Origin of the sequence: Muriicola sp. Z0-33, from assembly GCF_026126425.1 — a bacterium.
In the GTDB taxonomy this organism is placed as follows: domain Bacteria; phylum Bacteroidota; class Bacteroidia; order Flavobacteriales; family Flavobacteriaceae; genus JAFMPW01.
In genome coordinates this window covers 21,757-42,340 of the sequence record NZ_JAFMPW010000020.1, presented here as the reverse complement: position 1 = coordinate 42,340, position 20,584 = coordinate 21,757, and the positions used below count along the sequence as shown (strand labels likewise).

15 protein-coding genes are annotated in these 20,584 nt (G+C 41.1%); 6 read left to right on the top strand and 9 right to left on the bottom strand.

The features are described 5' to 3' along the window. Nucleotides 1-231: 231 nt before the first annotated feature. The 4 genes from J1G40_RS17565 to J1G40_RS17550 all read right to left on the bottom strand — a co-directional run bounded on the left by J1G40_RS17565 (nucleotide 232) and on the right by J1G40_RS17550 (nucleotide 6,573). Nucleotides 232-534 (bottom strand): GIY-YIG nuclease family protein, encoded by a 303-nt coding sequence (locus J1G40_RS17565; RefSeq protein WP_265243973.1) that lies wholly within the window; start codon nucleotides 532-534, stop codon nucleotides 232-234. Nucleotides 535-917: 383 nt separating this feature from the next. Continuing rightward, complete coding sequence (locus tag J1G40_RS17560) at nucleotides 918-4,211, bottom strand: S41 family peptidase (RefSeq protein ID WP_265243972.1); 3,294 nt, start codon at nucleotides 4,209-4,211, stop codon at nucleotides 918-920. A 224-nt stretch (nucleotides 4,212-4,435) separates the two neighbouring features. Continuing rightward, nucleotides 4,436-5,551, bottom strand: a complete 1,116-nt coding sequence (locus J1G40_RS17555) for an Sb-PDE family phosphodiesterase (RefSeq protein ID WP_265243971.1) — start codon at nucleotides 5,549-5,551, stop codon at nucleotides 4,436-4,438. 38 nt (nucleotides 5,552-5,589) lie between these two features. Continuing rightward, entirely contained in the window at nucleotides 5,590-6,573 is a 984-nt protein-coding gene (locus tag J1G40_RS17550) for a transglutaminase domain-containing protein (protein WP_265243970.1), read from the bottom strand. Between the two features lie 15 nt (nucleotides 6,574-6,588). On the opposite strand from J1G40_RS17550, the gene J1G40_RS17545 reads away from it, so the two are divergent. Continuing rightward, complete coding sequence (locus tag J1G40_RS17545; RefSeq protein WP_265243969.1) at nucleotides 6,589-6,948, top strand: DUF1801 domain-containing protein; 360 nt, start codon at nucleotides 6,589-6,591, stop codon at nucleotides 6,946-6,948. Nucleotides 6,949-6,995: 47 nt separating this feature from the next. Here the strand turns inward: J1G40_RS17545 and kdsA are convergent, their stop codons facing one another. Further along, nucleotides 6,996-7,817 (bottom strand): 3-deoxy-8-phosphooctulonate synthase, encoded by an 822-nt coding sequence (gene kdsA / locus J1G40_RS17540; RefSeq protein WP_265243968.1) that lies wholly within the window; start codon nucleotides 7,815-7,817, stop codon nucleotides 6,996-6,998. Between the two features lie 142 nt (nucleotides 7,818-7,959). Between kdsA and typA the strand changes: the two genes are divergently transcribed. Next, nucleotides 7,960-9,759 carry a translational GTPase TypA gene (gene typA / locus J1G40_RS17535; RefSeq protein ID WP_265243967.1) on the top strand — a complete coding sequence of 600 codons (1,800 nt, stop codon included), beginning with the start codon at nucleotides 7,960-7,962 and terminating at the stop codon, nucleotides 9,757-9,759. A 1-nt stretch (nucleotide 9,760) separates the two neighbouring features. Here typA and ppgK read toward each other — a convergent pair whose 3' ends face one another. The 3 genes from ppgK to J1G40_RS17520 form a co-directional block, all read right to left on the bottom strand. Then, nucleotides 9,761-10,504, bottom strand: a complete 744-nt coding sequence (gene ppgK / locus J1G40_RS17530; protein ID WP_265243966.1) for a polyphosphate--glucose phosphotransferase — start codon at nucleotides 10,502-10,504, stop codon at nucleotides 9,761-9,763. A 95-nt stretch (nucleotides 10,505-10,599) separates the two neighbouring features. Continuing rightward, nucleotides 10,600-12,027 carry a sulfatase gene (locus J1G40_RS17525; protein WP_265243965.1) on the bottom strand — a complete coding sequence of 476 codons (1,428 nt, stop codon included), beginning with the start codon at nucleotides 12,025-12,027 and terminating at the stop codon, nucleotides 10,600-10,602. Between the two features lie 176 nt (nucleotides 12,028-12,203). Next, complete coding sequence (locus J1G40_RS17520) at nucleotides 12,204-12,887, bottom strand: cell division ATP-binding protein FtsE (protein WP_265243964.1); 684 nt, start codon at nucleotides 12,885-12,887, stop codon at nucleotides 12,204-12,206. A gap of 264 nt (nucleotides 12,888-13,151) precedes the next feature. On the opposite strand from J1G40_RS17520, the gene J1G40_RS17515 reads away from it, so the two are divergent. From J1G40_RS17515 to J1G40_RS17505, 3 genes are all read left to right on the top strand, one after another. After that, the gene (locus J1G40_RS17515) at nucleotides 13,152-16,172 is read left to right on the top strand and encodes a tetratricopeptide repeat protein (RefSeq protein WP_265243963.1); all 3,021 of its coding nucleotides are present in this window, start codon (nucleotides 13,152-13,154) and stop codon (nucleotides 16,170-16,172) included. A 14-nt stretch (nucleotides 16,173-16,186) separates the two neighbouring features. Further along, entirely contained in the window at nucleotides 16,187-17,938 is a 1,752-nt protein-coding gene (locus J1G40_RS17510) for a TonB-dependent receptor (protein ID WP_265243962.1), read from the top strand. 216 nt (nucleotides 17,939-18,154) lie between these two features. Further along, nucleotides 18,155-18,373 (top strand): hypothetical protein, encoded by a 219-nt coding sequence (locus J1G40_RS17505; protein WP_265243961.1) that lies wholly within the window; start codon nucleotides 18,155-18,157, stop codon nucleotides 18,371-18,373. 51 nt (nucleotides 18,374-18,424) lie between these two features. Here J1G40_RS17505 and J1G40_RS17500 read toward each other — a convergent pair whose 3' ends face one another. After that, complete coding sequence (locus J1G40_RS17500) at nucleotides 18,425-19,210, bottom strand: NIPSNAP family protein (protein WP_265243960.1); 786 nt, start codon at nucleotides 19,208-19,210, stop codon at nucleotides 18,425-18,427. A 193-nt stretch (nucleotides 19,211-19,403) separates the two neighbouring features. Here J1G40_RS17500 and J1G40_RS17495 point away from each other — a divergent pair, with 193 nt between their 5' ends. Then, a complete protein-coding gene (locus J1G40_RS17495) occupies nucleotides 19,404-20,534 on the top strand; it encodes an OmpA family protein (protein WP_265243959.1) in 1,131 nt (376 codons plus the stop codon). Nucleotides 20,535-20,584 lie beyond the last annotated feature (50 nt).

Sequence of the window (20,584 nt, the reverse complement as noted above, 5' to 3'; positions counted from 1 at the left end):
GAAGGGTAATTGTGGTTGAATAACGAGATTGCTTCTGAGGGTAATTGTGGTTGAATAACGAGATTGCTTCGGCACTTTCGTGCCTCGCAATGACGGGTGATGAACATGAATTGAATCGTCATTGCGAGTCACGCCAACGGCGTGCCGAAGCAATCCCGTAAAGCTACTACAGAAGGTGTACGTCCTAAATCCCGTAAAACTACCAAACAATGTAATACATTCAGCGGCCTCTCATTCTATCCACCCCTCAGAAAGGTCGTACCATTTTGGGTTCAAACTATTCACCAAATCAAGTTTTCGTTTGCGATTGCCAGCCTTAAGTTGTTTCTCCCTATTAATAGCGTCCAGGATATGATCAAAGGATTCATAATACACTAATTTGTAGCAATTGTACCTCGATGTAAAACCCTTTAAAATCTTGTTTTTATGTTGCCATATCCTTCTGACCAGGTTTGAAGTTACGCCTATATACACCACGGAATTCCGATTATTGGTCATGATATAGACATAACTTTTTGAACGGTAATTTTTCACAGGTGGAAAATACAATAACACACCTCAATCACATTGCAGGCAATGTCCAAAATTAATGAGTGTGATTTGTTATTACTTTGTGCTGTTTTGCCGGATTGTTTCGGATGGCAAATTATGGCAGCTTAATGTGATTGCTTCGGCACTTTCGTGCCTCGCAATGACGAACTCTTAGTTGCAAATCATCTGCTGCACTTGTCATTGTGAGGAGACCACACTTGGTGGGCGACGTGGCAATCTCATAAAGCTGTAGCAGAACGTATAATACTAAAGACGGCCTGCTTACTCCGCGATATGCCTATTTGCAGGATTACGTGGATGGGAAGTAAACAATAAAAAACCTCCACCAGTTCTGGTGGAGGTTTTTTTATCTAGCACATCTAGTATTAATTACCATTCATGCCGCTGGCAGTTCTGTCTTCTTTAGCCGGAGGAGGTGTTTTACTGGGCGGATTGCGCTCCAAATTCTTCAATACCTCTTCCACTACTTTTTCCATCTGAGGATCTCTTCCTTTCACAAGCATATTAGGATCGTCCCAAACTTTAAAGTCCGGAGCAACTCCTTCCCCTTCCCAGAACCAATGTCCATCATTGTCGTATAAACGGGCACCTGGTACGGTAATTCCCCCGCCATCTATTAATCGATGTCCGGTGGCTGGCCCCACAAGGATTCCCAAAGTACGCTCGCCCACAATAGGCCCCGCTTTGAGTTCCTGGAATGCCCATGGAAGGCCGTCTCCTCCAGATCCTGCCCAACCATTAATCAACATCCCCATAGGACCTGTATTGGCCTTTACTGGCCAGGTATGGCTCTTCCCATGTCTCCAATACAGATTATATACTACTGGCCGCTGCAATAACTCCAGGAATCTGTCTGCCAATTGTCCGCCGCCATTAAAACGCTCATCAATGATAAACCCTTTCTTGTCTAACTGGCCGTAGTACATTTTTACCAACTCCAATTGCCCTCTGTTCCCAGTATTAGACATATATACATAACCAAGTTTTCCATCAGATAGTTTATCTACCATTTTACGGTTATGTTCTATCCATTCTAAATACCTCAAGGTTTGTTCATCTCCCTGATTAAGACATTTTACCAATACCTTTTTGGCATCTGCCAGATTTCCACTACTGCTTATTTTAAGCTCCACCGTTTTCCCATTTAAACCTTCAAAAGCAGCATAGGGATCTTTATCGGCTTTTACCGCCACACCATTTACTGCATGAATATAATCGCCTTCTTTTACCCCAACCCCGGAATGGTCAAAGGGAGATCTTATTTCAGTATCCCAGGCCGCTGGCTTTACGATTCTTTTAATGCGGTATTTGTTATTGTTGAGCTCCCAGTCTATCCCTAAAAAGCCGGTTCTAATATTAGGGGCACGTTCTGTATCCCCACCAAAAGTATAGGTATGGCCTGCACTGAGCTCTGCTGCCAGGTTAGATTGGATGGTGCTGATATCCCAGCGGGTTCTGGCATCTTTTATTAGCCCCCCGTATCTTGCTTTTAGTCCATCCCAGTCTACCTGATGCATATCTTCATCATAGAAAAAATCTCTGTGTCTTCTCCAGGTGTCATTAAAGATCTGTGTCCATTCTTCCCTGGGGTTAAGCTGCATTACCAAATCGCCGGTAGGGATAGGGTCTTTTATCTTCTGATCAGCATCTGGCTTAATAAAGCCGTATTTGCCGTTACTGCTTACTAAAATACTCTTATCATCGGCAGTGGCCACAGCACTTTGTACCCCAGTCATAATGTTTTTTTCTTCACGCTCTTTTAAGTCGTAGAACATTAGAGCGGGTTTGCCATTGGCAGCCCCGGTATTTGGAAATCTCCTGTAGACAATTTTATTTTCAAAAGCCATGAGACTTCCAATATTCCCCGGTTTGGGAGGAAGTATTACTACCCTGCTCTCCATATTGTCCCAGTCTATTTTAACCGTTACTTCCTTTTTTTCCTCTTTCTTATCCTTGTCCTTTTCTTTGGATTTCTTACCAGCATCTGCCTTTTTATCCTCTTCTTTTTTTTCAGGAGCTATTGCATCGTTCTTGGGTTTTAAAAGGTAGTCAGCGTCTTTGGTTAAACTAATTGCTGCCAGGTGGGTACTGTTGGGATATATCCAGGTACCATCACCTAAATCGCTATACTGCGGCTGCAGGTTTCTATCTGTCAGGAAGAAGAGGTATTTGCCGTCCGCGCTAAATATCGGGCCAGAGTCCGAATAAAAGCCACTGGTTACCTTTTGCGTTTTCTTGCTGTCCAGACTATAGATAAATATGGCATCATTAGAATTTTCCTGTCCGGTGGTATAAGTGATATATTTAGAATCCGGAGACCAGCTGATAGGGTAAGAATACCTTCCATTGTGCCCGTAATTCCAGTTGTAATTATCTGCTTTGACTAATTCTCCGCTTATTACATCTATGATACTGATATCGTTTTTCTCATCTATAAATGCAATTTTTTTACTGTCCGGAGACCAGTAAAGGGCGTAGCCATAACCGTTGCCACGACTTGTAAGCTTCACTGCTCTGGAATCCTTTCTGGTGTTTTGCAGGTATATCTCATATTCCCCGGAGGTATCACTCCAATATGCAACATGATTCCCATCCGGAGACCAGGAGGGGTCATGGTCAAAAGCCCCGCTGGATCTTGTAATGTTTTGCACAAAACCTTCCTTCACCGGTACGTTGAATAACTCTCCTCTTGCTTCAAAAACAACCCTTTTCCCGGAAGGGGAAGGAGACATATTTCTGATCGCTTTGTCTACCTTTTGCATTTTTGTCATTTCTACGCTGAGGTCGCTGATAATGTTTACCGAAACTTCATTGTACTGCTCGGTAGACAAATCCATCGTATATAACTTTCCACCATTTTCAAAGACCAGGTCATTTGGCCCGGCAGAGAGGTAAGAAATATCAAAGTCGGTAAAACTGGTCACCTGGGAAGTTTGTTTGCTTGTGGTATCATAGGACCAAATATTACTTCTTAACGCACTGCCCTGGTCTGATAGGAAATATATCTTGTTCCCAGCCCAGGCTGGTTTCCCGTCATTGGCCGTATTATTGGTAATATTCTCGGCCGTGTTGGTCTTCAGATTATAGATAATAATGTCCGAAGTTAGTCCGCCCCTATACCTTTTAAACGGATAGTTTTCGGTTATTTTGGTAATGTAGGCCAGTTGGCTGCCATCTTCAGAAAAGCTGGCCAATTCTCCATAGGGCACCGCCAATTTTTTGGCAAAGCCACCATTTTTACTCACCATATAAAACTGGTTTACTCTGGGAGTAATGGTTTCTCTCCTGGAAGCTATAAGTAATTGTTGGCCATCCGGGTGCCACTCTACCATTCTGTCTGCATAAGACACATAGGTTACTCGTTTGGGTACTCCACCTTTAATAGGTACCACATAAACATCAGAATTGCCCCTGTAGCTTGCGGTATAGGCTATTTCAGTGCCATCTGGTGAAATTCGCGGCCAGGATTCTTCGCCTGGTGAGTGGGTAAGTTGTATTGCTGTACCTCCGGTTTTGGATACTATCCAAATGTCCCCGCCGTAGACAAATGCGATCTGATTGGCCGAAATATCCATGAATTTCATGAGCTTGGCATTGATCTGGGCATTTCCCTGGAAGATAAAAGCAAAAACAATAATTAAGAATGTGATTTTTTTCATGCTGTGTAGTTTTAAGATCGATTTTTAATTATGAAGCGCTGAAAATAGTGAAAAATATACTATTAACAGGAATGTGATAATGTAAATAGGACGATGATATCCGAACAGGGTTACAGCAATTGGAAAACAAAAGTCATCATGCCAATTAATAGAATAGCGCCTTAAAAAAAGGGCATTTCCATAGTGGCAATACCCTTTATATAAATATCTTCCGGATGAGCTGATTACTCTACTGCAATATCCCAGCTAATCACCGCTTGTTCTTTTGGAGCAGAATAGGCTTTAAGGGCCTTTAGTTTTAGTTCAATGCCATCTTTGATCTCAAGGGTTTTTACATTTAGGGTGTAGCTGCCGCCAGCGGGGATCTCAAAAACAGGCGAATTACTGTAAAAAGTATATGGCATTTGGTTTTCAAAGAGCAAATTGCCACTCGAAACATTCTTCAACTCTATTTTCAATATAGTGGTTTTGGGAATATAGGTGGCTTTTTCTACAATTATACTAGACTTAATTAAGGGTTTCAGATATTCTGCTCTCCCAACCAAAATAGAGTTATAGGCAGCAACGGTTCTGCCCGCAAACAGGGCTTCCTGCAAACTTGCTGTACTCTTGTCTTTTGCAAATACCAGGGTAATTGGGCGGTGCTTCCCTTTTTCCGTATAATCCCAGTCAATGAGTCCATGCACATCACTGGTGCCCATGATAGTCAGGTTCTGTTCCAGAGCCAGCGCAAGGGATTCTTCAGCATAGTCTACAGAGTTGATCACCTCTATTCCGTGAAGTTCCCCATTTTTAATTCGCTCTTTTTGAAAGTCGCTCAATATCGGATTCCCTTCCGGGCTTTGGGCGTACCATGCGGGGTGGTTCCAGAAGACAAAGGCATTTTGAGCTTTGGCAGCAGCAAAAGCATCCTCAGCCTTATCGTTCAATAATAAATTGGCATCCGTGATAAAAACTGCATTGCTATGACCTTCGGGTGCGGAGCGCGTAATTTCCGAACCGTGTACAATGATCAGTTCGTGCTCTTTTGCTTCCTCCATTGCCAGATTGTAGGCCCTGTTCCTGTCTGGATGGGGAATATCATCCAGGTGGGGTTGGTATTCAAGATGCTCTGTGAGTGAAATGGCGTCAAGATCTTCTCTAAGGGCTTCCTGCACCCTTATAGTGGGCCAGACATTACCATCAGAAAACACCGAATGAATGTGTAAATCTGCCTTGAGGGTTTTGTAACCCGGAATGTCCGGATAGGTAATTGGCTGGGCTCCGCCATGTGAATGACTCTGCCCTTGCAGGGCGCTAAATACAAATAAACTAAGACTTAGCAATAGTAATTTTTTCATTTGAAGGGTTTTGGGTTAATCTTTATAGTTATGGATTATTATTCAATTTTAAAGTTTAGGATAGCCTTGGATTTGTGAAATATAGTAAGGTAATTGCTGTTCTTTTTGAGTTTTCGCCTAAGTCTGATCTTTGAGATATACGCACTTTTATCTACTTTTTTGAAGTTCAGTTTTTTAAGATCGGCTGAGCCGTTGATAGAATAGAACATTAAATGATAGCGGGGTAATTCGTCAAAATGTATGATGTTCTTACTCTTTTTGGACGATTTTAGAATTCCGCTGGTAGCGGACGATAGAGCTATCCCAGTTTTAAAATAATCCGGCAGAAAAATAGGGGCATTAAAAAAGGTTTTGGCACTGATGGGTTCTTTTAATAATTGCCATTCTGGTTTAGAAGGCAGGTGGTGTTTTACAAATTCGGCAGGTTCGGTAAAAAAGTAATGGTCCAAAAAATTCCTAACAAACTTATTGCTCTTTATATCTATGTATCCGGAAGCCCAGGTAGGATCCATTAATCGCCATTGCCCTTCTATTTTAACGGCATTCCAGCTGTGGTTTTTATAGAGATCTTTTTGATCAATATTACCGATATCTGTCTTAGCGATTCCTAATATTACTTTTCTTTTCAGGCCAAACTGTCGGCATAATTCGTGAAGAATTAAAGAGTAATCTATACATACTCCTTTTTTCTTTTTAAACGCATGGTTAATCCTTTTCAGTACCAACTTCCTCATTTGGTATTCGCGCCCGGCTTCCGAAGTAAATGTGATCTTTTGAGAGGATTGAAAAATGTCGTCCAGGGTTCTTTGGTAGATCATATTATTCGTTATCCAGCTAAAAGCAGCCCTTACTCTCTCTGTATCATCATCAAAATCGTTCATTATACGATAACCCAAGGCCGATACATTAGCAAATTTCGGATAGGCCTTCACCTTGTTATCCACCTCCGTATAATTTTGTGAAAATACGGCAGCGGCAAAGAAGAAAAACATAAAAAATAATACCTTGCAGATTCTTTTCATAGTTCCTATAAAGATATGAATCCTGCTGAAGAATACATACTACGACAACCCGAACCTTTCAGAGGTATTTTACTGCATTTGCAAACGGTGATAGAGCAAACTGTGCCCGGCCTGGATTTAAAATACAAATATAAGGTGCCATTCTACTACCTGGATGGCAAGCCATTCTGCTATCTGAACCAGGCCCGGGATTATGTAGATCTCGGTTTTTGGAAAGCGGCACATTTAACGGCTCACCCTGAATTTATGACCACCGCAGGGCGTAAAATGATGAAATCATTGCGTTATTCTTCCCTTGAAGAAATTAACCATGATATCCTGGTGGAAGTACTTCAGGACGCCTTTAGTGTAAAAGACAAGAAGTTTTACTCCTAACAGCAGACAACAAAGCAATTGGTAATTTGTTAGGAGGTGCTCATTGATTAAATGAGGCCATTTACAGTACTGCGAAGCGTAACCAGGTTGGTTAGTAATTTTTCCAGGTGATCCAGGTGCAGCATATTAGCCCCATCACTCTTGGCATTGGCTGGGTCGAAATGGGTTTCCATAAATAAGCCATCAACCCCTGCGGCAATACCTGCACGGGCCATAGTGCTAATTAGTTCCGGGCGTCCGCCTGTAACCCCTGAGGCCTGATTGGGTTGCTGGAGAGAATGGGTTACATCCAGTACTACCGGGGCGTATTGCTTCATAGTAGGAATACCCCTGAAATCTACCACCATATCCTGGTAGCCAAACATGGTTCCCCGGTCTGTGATCCACACCTGCTTATTCCCAGAATCTATGATCTTATTCACAGCATGTTTCATGCTTTCCGGGCTCATAAACTGCCCCTTTTTGATATTCACCACTTTGCCTGTTTTGGCTGCCGCTACCAGCAAGTCTGTCTGCCGGGCTAAAAATGCAGGGATCTGCAGCACGTCTACGTAGGCTGCTGCCATTGCTGCATCTTCTTCCGTATGGATGTCTGTGATAGTAGGCACTTTGAAGGTTTCAGAAACTTTTCTAAGGATTTTTAGCGCTTTTTCATCACCGATACCAGTAAAAGAATCTACCCGGCTCCGATTGGCTTTCTTAAAGCTGCCTTTGAATACATATGGAATTTTTAATCTATCGGTAACGGCAACTATCTTTTCGGCAATACGTAAGGCCATATCTTCGCCTTCTATGGCACAAGGTCCTGAAAGCAGAAAAAAGTTATCACTATCAGGATGTTTTATTTGAGGAATAAGTGCTAAATCCATCACTAAAATTTTGGTAAAGATACTGGTTTTTATGAGGATTTGGCTGCAATGAAAATGCCTCAGAATCAACAATATAAAAATAACATAACTTTGGCTGTGAAGGAGAAAAATAGCAGTATCTTTGCCCGCTGAAAACACAGTTATGTCAGGAACAAAGAATATTGCGATAATTGCTCACGTAGATCATGGTAAAACTACACTGGTAGACAAGATCCTTCATTTTTGCCAACTTTTCAGGGAAAACGAAAAGACGGGTGAACTCATTCTGGACAACAATGATCTGGAACGCGAAAGGGGAATTACCATTGTTTCCAAGAATGTATCTGTTAATTACAAAGACACCAAAATCAACATTATAGATACTCCTGGCCATGCCGATTTCGGAGGTGAAGTAGAGCGGGTATTAAATATGGCAGATGGGGTTTTATTGCTGGTGGATGCTTTTGAAGGACCTATGCCTCAAACCAGGTTTGTACTGCAAAAAGCAATAGATCTTGGCCTTAAACCCTGTGTGGTGATCAATAAGGTGGATAAAGAAAATTGCACGCCAGAAGAGGTACATGAAAAAGTATTTGATCTGATGTTCGAATTAGGTGCTGAAGAATGGCAATTAGATTTCCCGGTGGTTTACGGCTCTGCCAAGCACAACTGGATGAGTGAAGATTGGCAACAACAAACAACTTCTATAGAGCCACTTTTAGAAATGGTGGTAGAACACATTCCTAGCTTTGTGCCTGAGGAAGGTACTACTCAAATGCTTATCACTTCGCTGGATTATTCTTCTTTTACAGGAAGAATTGCCATCGGAAGGCTAAAACGAGGTCAACTTAAAGATGGCCAGCAGGTTTCCTTGGTGAAAAGAGACGGGAGCATTGTAAAAACAAAGATTAAAGAGCTCTTTACCTTCGAAGGTATGGGCCGAAAGAAAGTAACCGAAGTAGCCACAGGAGATATATGCGCAATTGTTGGTCTAGAAGGTTTTGAGATTGGAGATACCATCGCTGATCTGGAAAACCCGGAAGGCTTGCAAACTATTGCAATTGATGAGCCTACAATGAGTATGCTCTTCACTATTAACGACAGTCCGTTTTTTGGCCAGGATGGGAAGTTTGTAACCTCACGCCACATTAAAGAACGGTTGGAAAGGGAGTTGGAAAAGAACCTGGCCCTAAGGGTAGAAGAAACAGATAGTGCTGAGAAGTTTATGGTCTATGGCAGGGGGGTATTGCATCTTTCTGTACTTATAGAAACTATGAGGAGAGAAGGTTATGAATTGCAAATTGGACAGCCCCAGGTAATTATAAAGAACATTGATGGCGTAAAATGTGAACCTGTAGAACATTTAACCATAGACCTACCGGAAGAAGTATCCGGAAAGGCTGTTGAGATGGTGTCTATCCGTAAAGGGGAGATGACCAGTATGGAAGCCAAGGGCAATAGAATGTTATGCGAGTTTATGATCCCTTCACGTGGTATTATTGGCTTGCGAAACCAATTGCTTACTGCTACTGCTGGAGAGGCCATTATGGCCCACCGTTTTTTAGAGTATCAGCCTATGAAAGGTGATATTCCTATGCGGCAAAATGGTTCGCTCGTATCTATGGAAAAAGGCAAAGCCATTCCTTATTCTATTGATAAACTACAGGAACGAGGTAAGTTCTTTGTAGATCCGGGCGAGGATATTTATGAAGGCCAGGTGATAGGGGAGAATTCCAGGGGAGATGATATGACCATCAATATTACCAAAACCAAGAAATTGTCTAATGTAAGGTCTTCAGGAGCAGATGATAAAGCCAAAATTGTACCTGCAATAAAATTCTCACTTGAAGAGGCATTGGAATATATTCAGAAAGATGAATATGTAGAAGTGACGCCCAAACATTTACGTTTGCGAAAAATCTTCCTTACCGAGGTAGAAAGAAAAAGAAATAAGATAGATTAGGTTATTCTGTTCTCTTGGCACAGGCAGTTGCCGCGCCAATTATCCCGGCATGATTTTGTAATTCTGCAGGAATTACAGGGGTTTCTACCTTGATACGGTGCTTGTACTCATCAAAGTCTTTTGAAGCTCCTCCACCCAGGATAATGGCATCCGGAGAAATAATGAGTTCTACCAATTCCAGGAATTTATTAAAACGTTTGCCCCATTTATCATAAGATAAACCTTCCCTGTCTATGGCTGAGCCGGCTGCCCAGGTCTCAATTTTTTTATAATTTTTATACGGAATTTGCCCCAACTCAAAATTTGGCAGTAATCTGCCATCTAAAAAAGCACCACTTCCCAAACCTGTACCGATTGTTATCATTACAACAAATCCCTGCATCCCTTTACCTGTTCCATAGTTCATTGTAGCATATCCTGCTGCATCTGCATCATTAATCACTGTAAAATCTAATCCGGTAGCTTCCTCAAAAAGCGTTTCCACATTTAAATTGTTCCAATCTTTATGGAGATTTCCAGAAGACTTGCAGACTCCTTTTTTAATTACCGTTGGGAAACCACAACCTACAGGACCTTTATAATCAAAATATTTAACAATCTGAGCCACTACTTCTGCCATCTCTTGTGGAGCTCTGGACTTTGGGGTGGGAATGCGGTATCTGGAAGTTACCTTTTCACCGGTTTCAATATTTACTATAGCGCCTTTCATTCCGGAGCCGCCAATGTCTATGCCAAGAATTTCCATGTTTGGTTTTTGGTTGGTTGCAAATCTACTCGAGGGCAAAAGTAACAAAAAACTTTTGGCGACTTTCTCCCTTGTCCAAGATAGGAGGATAAATTTTATTTTTCATCGTATAATCCGGTATTCCCTTTTTCCAAAAGCGGCAATAATTCTTTTACTACCTCCGGGTAATCCTTTGCAATATTATTACGTTCCGGTTCCTCTTCACTATGATCGTACAATTCTATATTGGGCAACTCTTTTCTGTAATATTTAGTTAATCGGTATTTAGAAGTGCGCAAAGAAATCCCTTTTTTAAAATAGCTATAAGCGGTGGCATTGTCAGAGACAACTGCTGTATTCAAAAGAGGCTTTAGGCTTTCTCCGTCTAATTGTTGTTTTGCTTTAATACCGCATAAGTCCAGCAGGGTAGGATAAATATCCACAGTCTCTACAATGCTTTCAATTTTATTATTTTGATGCGATTCGTATGGAGAATAAATAATCAACGGACTTTTTAGGGCATTTTCAAATAAGGTGTGTTTTCCCCAGATCTGTTGATCACCCAGGTGCCACCCGTGATCGCCCCAAATTACTATGATGGTATTCTTATCTAAGTTCAGCTGTTTTAACTGCTCTCTTATCCGGCCAATCTGTGCATCTATATAGCTCACTGAGGCATAGTAGGCATGCCTGAGCTTTCTGGCATAGGCATCGGAAACCGCTGTTGAAAGTCCGGCCTTTTCATCGCCAAGAGCGTACTGATTAAATTCCCCACTGTTGTGCAGGCTCTGTTCATTAATGTTTTGGGGGATACCGGGATTAGCCGAAATACTAAAAGCGGCTCTGTCATAGAGCTCCCAGTATTTTTTTGGTGCATTAAATGGTAAATGGGGTTTAAAAAAGCCCACCCCCAGAAAGAAGGGTTGCTTTTGTTTTTTTAAATCTTGCAGTTTGGCTATGGCCAATTCGGTGGTGAGTCCGTCTACATAACCCTTGTCATCCACATCTCCTTTTTCATATGGCCTTACTTGTTTGCCAAGGCTTTGCCTGTTTTCCCCGTTAGCATATCCAAAAAACGCGTTCCATCCGGTTTGCCACTTTCCGGAATTAAATACCAACTCATCCCAACTATGCGGAAGTTCTCTTTTACCAGAAACCGCTTCTTCATAGCCATAAAGTAATCCGTCCGCAGAATGACTTATTTTACCAATACCAACGGTATGATAACCTTCTTGTTTTAATCTGTGGATAAAACTTTCTGGATGAGCACCTTCTGGTTTTTCAGATAATTCTGATGCAATGGCCTTATTGGTTAGATGTACACCTAAGGTAGGTCTCAGGCCTGTAAGCAGCGCATATCTGGAGGCCCCGCATGTAGGTACATGTACATAGTGATGTGTAAAATAGCTGCCTTGTCTGGCTATTGCATCCATATTGGGGGAGTTCATTTGGGAATGGCCATAAATGCCTAGTTCTGTCCTTAGATCGTCAACGGCAATAAAGATTACATTGGGCTGTTGGGGTGCATTACAACTTAAAATCAATGTACAAATACCAATAGAAAACAACGATTTAAAGCAACTTAAAAAATGTATTCGTCGAGAATTATTGAACTGGTCTCTCATTGGTAAACAGCATTAATAGCTATGTTATTTGCCGGTTTTCTCATTTTGAATAATTCAACAGAGACTAAATATAATGACCTCTGAAGACCCATAGCCTAGACGGCTTTCTGTATTACCTCGAACACCTTGCTGCCATCACATTTGAGGGTTTTAGCAGGATATTTTAGCAGCAGGGCATAGTCATGTGTTGCCATAAGGATGGTTCTCCCGGCCTTATTAATATCCTGAAGAACTTTCATTACTTCCACGCTGGTTTGCGGATCTAAATTCCCTGTTGGTTCATCGGCAAGGATCAGTTCAGGATCATTTAGTAAGGCACGAGCAATAGCGATGCGCTGCTGTTCTCCTCCCGATAGTTCGTGAGGAAATTTAAAGCCTTTGGTTTTCATGCCTACCTTCTCTAAGACTTCCTCTATTTTGGCCTCCATCTTTTCTGTTTCTGTCCAGCCGGTGGCTTTTAAAACGAAACTGAGGTTTCTATTGATATTCCGGTCCGGGAGTAACTTAAAGTCCTGGAAGACAATTCCCAATTTTCGACGAAGAAAAGGAATCTCTTTTTCTTCCATGGTCTTCAGGTTAAAACCTACAACCCTTCCATTCCCCTCTTTTAACGGCAGATCGGCATATAGTGTTTTCATAAAACTACTTTTCCCACTACCGGTTTTACCAATGAGGTAAACAAATTCTCCTTCTTTTACCTCCAGGCTGATATCGTTCAATACCATATTTTCTTTTTGGTAAATGGCAACCTCTTTCAATGTCAGTATACTTTCACTCATAGCTCTGCTTGTTGATATAAAAGTAATAAGTTCCCGGGCAATATGATCAAAGCTGTAACATTATCTTCTTTTTTTGGTCTTTTTAATAAATAAAAATCATAGCATATCCATTGTCCGGCATACTTCGGAACAATATTTGACGTTATGAATTTAAATCGGGGCAAGATTTTTATTTCGGTAATTGGACTTTTAAAGTGCTTTACCCGAACCCGATTTATTTTTTTTTAATAGAAATACGGTAATTCTAACAGCTAAGAGAACATTATGCGAAGGAAAAAAACCGCGCTACTTCTGAGTTTTATCGGGACCGCCATTATTGGCCTGGCCCAGGAAACCAAAATCTACACGCACGATCAAAAACAGTATCAGGACGCCCTGGCCCTGTATAACGACAATCAGTACCAGGCGGCCCAGACTATTTTTGAGAAAGTCCAAAACAGTACCAATGATCCGGAAACTGAGGCTAACAGTGCCTATTATGTGGCTAATGCCGCTGTACGGCTCAACCAGCTTGGGGCGGATCGGCTCATGGAAGACTTTGTAGAGCGCTATCCCACATCGACCAAAAGGAATTCTGCCTTTCTGGACGTGGCCGATTATTATTTTGAAAACGGAAAGTATCCCTATGCCCTTAAATGGTACAAAAAAGTAGATCAGAGCGCTATGGCCCGAAAGGACAAGGAGCGATTTAATTTTAACATGGGCTATGCTTTGTTTTCTTCAAAAAAACCAAAGGAGGCCGAAAGGTACCTTAGCAAAGTAACCAATTCTGCCACCTACGGATCACAGGCCAAGTACTATCTGGGGTATATTGCCTATCAACAAGACGATTACGAAGGTGCCAATGAAAGATTTGATCAGATTACCGACCAGGAGTTGTTAGATGAGAAACTCTCCTACTACCAGGCCGACATGAATTTTAAATTGGGCAAATTTGAAGAGGCCATCACTCTGGCTAAAAATCAACTCCCAAAGTCGGATCGCCAGGAAATATCCGAGCTAAATAAAATTATCGGTGAAAGCTATTTCAATTTAAAACAATATGCAGATGCTATCCCTTTTCTTGAACAATATAAAGGGAAGAGGGGAAGATGGAGCAATACGGACTATTATCTTTTAGGCTATTGCTATTATAAACAAGGAGATTTTGCCAATGCCATTCAGCAATTTAATAAGATTATAGGAGGGACAAATAGTGTATCTCAGAATGCCTATTATCATCTTGCAGAATGCTATCTTAAACTAGACAAAAAGCAGGAAGCACTCAATGCTTTTAGGAATGCATCACAAATGGATTTTAGTCCGGAAATTCAGAAAGATGCCAATTTAAACTATGCCCGTCTTAGTTATGAAATTGGGAATGCTTACGAAGGGGTTCCCCAGGTACTTTCTTCCTATCTGGAAAAATACCCCAATGATGAGCATACAAAGGAAATGCAGGAGTTGCTGGTAGATTCGTATATCACTTCAAGGAATTTTGAGGGAGCTATGCGCCTTCTCGAAGAGAATAAAAACTATGCCAGTAAAACCACTTATCAGAAAGTGGCTTTTTACAGGGGCGTAGAACTCTACATTGAAACAGATTATGCCGCTGCAGCTGAAAATTTTAAAAAGTCATTAGACAATGCTGAAGATGCCCTCTTTAAGGCTAGAGCCAGCTATTGGAATGCAGAATCAGAATATATGCTCAACAGGTTTGACAATGCCCTGACTAGCTATATGGCCTTCAGACAAAATCCTATTTCAAGTGCCACTGAAGAATATCAGGAATTAGACTATAACCTGGGGTATACCTATTTTAAATTGAAAGATTACGGGAATGCTATTTCCTATTACAAAGCTTATGCCGATGCAAATAGCAGTGGAGAGAAAAGAAGCGATGCTTATGTTCGCCTGGGCGATAGTTACTTTGTTACCAGCAAGTACTGGCCCGCTATAGAATCTTATAACAAAGCGCTCGAAGCCAAGGGACCAGAAAGAGACTATGCATCATTTCAAAAAGCACTGAGCTATGGTTTTGTAGGGAAAAATGATACAAAAATGGAAGAGCTCAACAGCTTTGTACTGCGCTATCCAAAGTCCTCCCTAAAAGACGACGCTTTGTTCGAATTGGGGAATTCTTATGTAAAGGCCAATCAGGAAAATATGGCTCTGCAGACCTATGACAGGTTAATCAATGGATACAAAAGAAGTGCTCTGGTGCCTCAGGCAATGTTGCGGCAAGGCCTTGTGCACTACAATGCCAACAGGAATGAACAGGCATTAGCTAAATTTAAAACTGTAGTCAGAGACCATCCCAATACTCAGGAAGCCGTTCAGGCCGTGGCTACCGCCAAACTCATTTATGTAGATATGGGCAGGGTAAACGAATACGCCGCATGGGTGAGAGATCTGGATTTTGTTGAGGTGACGGATACCGAGCTGGATAATGCCACTTTTGAATCCGCAGACAAACAAAACCTGGAAGGTAAGAAAGGGGCGGCGATAAGAGGATATGAGAACTATATACAGCAATTTCCAAATGGTTTGCACGCCATTAAGGCTAATTTTAACCTGGCACAATTATATTTTGGGAGGTCGGAAAAAGATAAAGCATTGGTTAACTATAAGTTTGTGGCAGACCGGGGTGCAAGTGAGTATGCCGAACAATCGCTTACCAGAGTCTGTGAGATTTATATAGGGAAACAGGATTATATTTCAGCACTCCCATTTTTAGAGCGCCTGGAAGCCACGGCAGATATACAACAGAACAGAACTTTTGCGCAGTCTAACCTCATGAAAGGCTATTATGAGCAAAAGAACTATGACCAGACTTTGGCCTATGCAGATAAGGTACTGGCTACTCCAAGTATAGACAACAGAATTAAGAGTGATGCTAAGATCATGATTGCCAGATCTGCAATTGCAACTGGCGATGAAAGCAGGGCAGAACAGGCCTATTCTGAAGTCTTGAAGATTGCCACTGGTGCCACTGCAGCCGAAGCGCTTTACTATGATGCTTATTTTAAGAATTCATCAGCGAACTATGAGGCTTCTAACGGTTCTGTACAGCGATTGGCAAAAGATTTTGCCGCTTACAAAGAGTGGGGTGCTAAAGGGTTGGTGCTCATGGCCAAAAATTACTATGCCCTGGATGATGCCTACCAGGCCACATATATTCTGGAAAGCGTGATTTCCAATTTTAAACAATATCCGGAAATAGTTGCGGAAGCAGAAGGAGAATTAGCCATTATTAAAGCAAAAGAAGCTGAGCGTAATTCTTCCGTGAATCAGAACGGAAATTAATTAGAGAACAACACATGAAAAATTACAGCAAATTTTTAATTGCCTTTCTTCTCTTTGGTTATGGGCTGCAGGCTCAGGACGATAATGACATAGGAACAGAGACCGTGACCGTTGTCAGGCCATATTCGCCGACGGTGTCTGATGCCTTCAAGATTAAGTCCGTACCAAATCTGAACGATTCTATTGTCCTCCAGAAGAAAAAGATCAATTATAGCATTTTTTCGGTACCAGTAGCTTCAACCTTCACCCCCGCTAAAGGAAAAGCTTCGACGGTTCAGAAAGCAAAGCCGGAAAAATTATTTAATTCTTATGCTTCGGTTGGTCTGGGAAGTTTTAATAATGCCCTGGTAGATTTTTATACAAGCAGGGATATAGACAGGGGTAATGAACGTATAGATATTGGCCTTAAACATCATTCTTCCAGAGGAGATATAGACAGTACCCCCCTGGATGCAGATTTTTACAATACGCAACTTAGTGCTTCATATTCCAAAAAGGATCGCGACTTTGATTGGACGGCAAATATCGGTTTATCTCACCAGTTGTATAATTGGTATGGGATAGAGGAGCAAGATCCGCTATCATCTTTTCTTCCCTTATTTGAGGATGTACGCCAGAATTACTTTAATGCCGAGGCAGGGGCACATCTGAATGTGGAGGATTCTTTTTTTAAACGGGGAGAAATACTTGTTAGAAGGTTTTGGGATGCAACAGATTCTGGTGAGAACAGAGTGGTTCTGCAACCCACAATAGAGCTGCCCCTTACGGAAGAATTGGTAACTGTTAAATTTAATTTCGATTATGTCGGTGGAAATTTTAAAAATGCATCGGTAAACAATACGGTCAACAGCCCGGAAATTGATTATAATCAGATGCAGATAGGTATAACTCCCAGTTTACTTATCCTGAGAGACAATTTAACACTGAATTTAGGAGCCAATTTTGTATACGGAATGGATATTGAGGGCAGTGATAACGACTTCTATATATATCCTGCGGTTACTGCTTCTTACCGCTTATTAGATGAGGTGGCCATTGCTTATGGAGGGGTAGAAGGTAAGTTGAAACAAAATTCCTATTTTGAGTTTGTTGGAGATAATCCTTATGTGTCCCCCACCTTAAGTATATTGCCAACAGATCAGCAATACGATGCGTATATAGGATTAAAAGGACAATTACTGCCTAATCTTAGTTATAAAATTAAGGGATCCTACACAGCTGAAAATCGCAGACCATTGTTTAAGCTCAATCCAAACAACACCTTCAGGAACGATGAGAAACAATACCATTATGGAAACTCGTTTGAGGTTTTTTATGATGATATAAAAACATTGGGACTCTTTGCTGAACTCAATATAGATGTCAACAGAAATTTTAGCTTTGGTGTCAATGCTGAAGTATATGACTACGATACAGAAACAGATAATCCGGCCTGGAACCTCCCAAATTTAAAAGGTTCGCTTTTTATGGATTATCAAATAGATGAACATTGGTTTATGGGCGCTAACCTTTTCTTTGTAGGTGAAAGGGAAGATTTTAGTTCTATTGCTGCGGAGAATGTTCAGCCTTCAGAATTCCTGGCTACACTAATTACTTTGGAGAGTTATTTTGATGCCAATGCTCATGTTGGTTATCGTTTAAATGAACAGCTTTCCGTATTTGCCAAAGCCAGTAATATTGCCAATAATCAATACCAGCGCTGGGCTAATTTTGGGGTTCAGGGATTGCAAATTTTAGGGGGAGTTACCTATAAATTCGATTTTTAGGACCGGCCAGAACAAAAGTGCTTTAATAGTAGATAAATGAGCCCTCACACTAGTAAACGTGGGGGTTTTTCATTTTTACAAGCATTATTTGGACGGTTGCTGACAATTTCATTAAGAATATTTTATGACCGATTTTAATTAAAGTTTTCCTAAAGAAACAATACGAGCTCCAATTAATAGTTACCTTTTTACCATCATCAATTAAAAACGCATCCAATGGTCGAAAGACGTCATTACATTACGGCTGTAATTTTACTTCTATTACCCGTTGTTGTTATCTATGCACTTACCAGTTATGGTATTGAAGAACCCACCCTTAATCAGGATGGCAAGGAGGTAATAAGCAAGAAAACTTCCTATGCTTGTCAGCAAAAGAAAATAGATAAAAAAGCAAGTAAAACCCTGCGCCTGGATACAGCAAACAAAGGCATTTGAACAGAGCCCGTGATTTGTTTCAATTTGATAGCCATTCTGCTATCTAAATCATCAATAATCAGAATAATCTGTTGGGTATAACAACATGATATCTGCATGTGATACAGTGTTCTTGTACTGCGGGAGCACACTGATTTCTTTCCATTTGTCAGCATCCACAAAATCTTTCCAGAGGGCATTTCTGGTTTCCATATCTTTAAATGTGGTCATGTACATTAGATTCGGCATTTTATCCCCCGATATAACATCTCCGTAAAACACCGCATTAAAACCAAGGTCATCAAACAAAGTTATTTCCCCTCCCTCATTAAACATATGTACTTTTCTCTGGTAATAGGTTTCGTTTGGTCCTTCATAGCTGCGAAGCTCATACACCCGGTCTTTCCTTTCTCCGCTTAATGCTGATGGCTTCATTTTGGGCATGTCTTTAAATGCCCTCAATAAGGTAGAACTTACCCTGCTATAGGGAGCCTTGTCATGAGAAGCTTCCAGATATTCCTTGCCTGCTTCCAGATATGCGGCATCTTTTGCCAGTTTTTCACTAACGGCATTAAATAATTCAAGATTTGAAAATGGGATAAGCACATAAGTTTTATTGGCGGTTATGTTGTATCCGGATCGTAGCTTAAATACTCCAATATTAGAGATGCCTTGCCTCTTGAGTGCCGGTAAATAAGCATTTTGAAGGTAATTATCGGTAACACCTTCCTGGGTTTCCGAATCAAAGGTATAGGTCTTTATCTGGTAATACTCTCGCTGGTCTTGCTGGGCGGAAATTGAAAGGGTGAAAAATAATAAGAAAATTGTAGTTGCTACGGAGAGAAAGTTTCGTTTCATGGTATTTTGTTTGATATCTATCCAAACTTAAGAAAGTTGGCGTATTTATCCTAAGGCTTCTCATTGCTAATTAATTATATGGGCAATTTACCCAATCGTCCTAAATTTTGTTCCACTTACCGATAGGCCAGGGTCTGGCTGTTCTAATGGGCTATAATTCCGTATTTTAGAGCTAGTTAATGAAAATTGATCGATGTTGAGAAAATTGATCAAACATATCACCATAGTCTGTTGTACTATAAGTACAGGCGTTCTTGTGTCTCAGAATCTAATTCAGAATCCGAGTTTTGAACTGTATGAGGATTGCCCGGTAAAACTTGGAAATTTTGAAAAAGATGTGGTGGCCTGGTCTACACCAACTTTAGGCTCTACAGATTATTTCAATGCTTGTAGCAAGGCCATGGGCACCCCGGAGAACTTTAACGGGAAACAACCTGCAGATTTTGGAGAGGGATATGCCGGGATGTATTTATACGCCCCGAACGACTACCGGGAGTACATTCAGGTACCCTTGACCCAAACTCTGATCAAGGACAAAAAATACAATATATCGTTTTATATAAGCCTGGCCGAACGGTCGGATTATGCCGTAAAAGAATTTGGGGTATTACTATCAAAAAAGCAAATTCATGTACCTATAAAAAAGGAGTTGTCAAAAATGCACTGGTATAAAGACAAAGAAAACGCCTTTAATTTTATGGAAATCGGCTATACCAATTTTTACAAGGACACAAAAGACTGGATATTGGTAAACACCCAGTTTGTGGCTAAGGGAAATGAGAATTATCTCATTATAGGTAATTTTAACAGCAATGCGAAAACCCGTAAGTTCAAGACAAAAAAGTACGCAAAACAGGGGGCGTATTACTATGTTGATATGATTTCACTGACCTCCATTGACAATCTGGGGACTGATGCAAGTACTGCTTCGGATTTGATAGTCGATGATAAAAGGACATACGCCTTAGATGAGGTACATATTTTTAATAATGTACTTTTTGAATTTGATAAGTACGAGTTGCTCGATACTGCCAAGGAGGACATCAGGCACATAGCTGATTATCTAAAGACAGATGGTTCCCTCTCTATATCAATAGATGGGCATACAGATACCATTGGGACCAGGGAATATAATAGAGTATTGTCTGCCAACCGATGTAAAGCGGTTGCCAAGTATCTGATGGAAATAGGACTGGCCGAAGAACGTATTCGCTGGGCTGGCCATGGCGGTAGTAAGCCTATTGCAACCAACAATACAGAACAGGGCAGGCAGCTAAACCGCAGGGTAGAATTTGTAATTAGCTCACCACCTGTAAATAAATAAATCCGGAGGCCATTCTGTTCTTTATTTTACCCTCCTAAAAAGAGCATTAT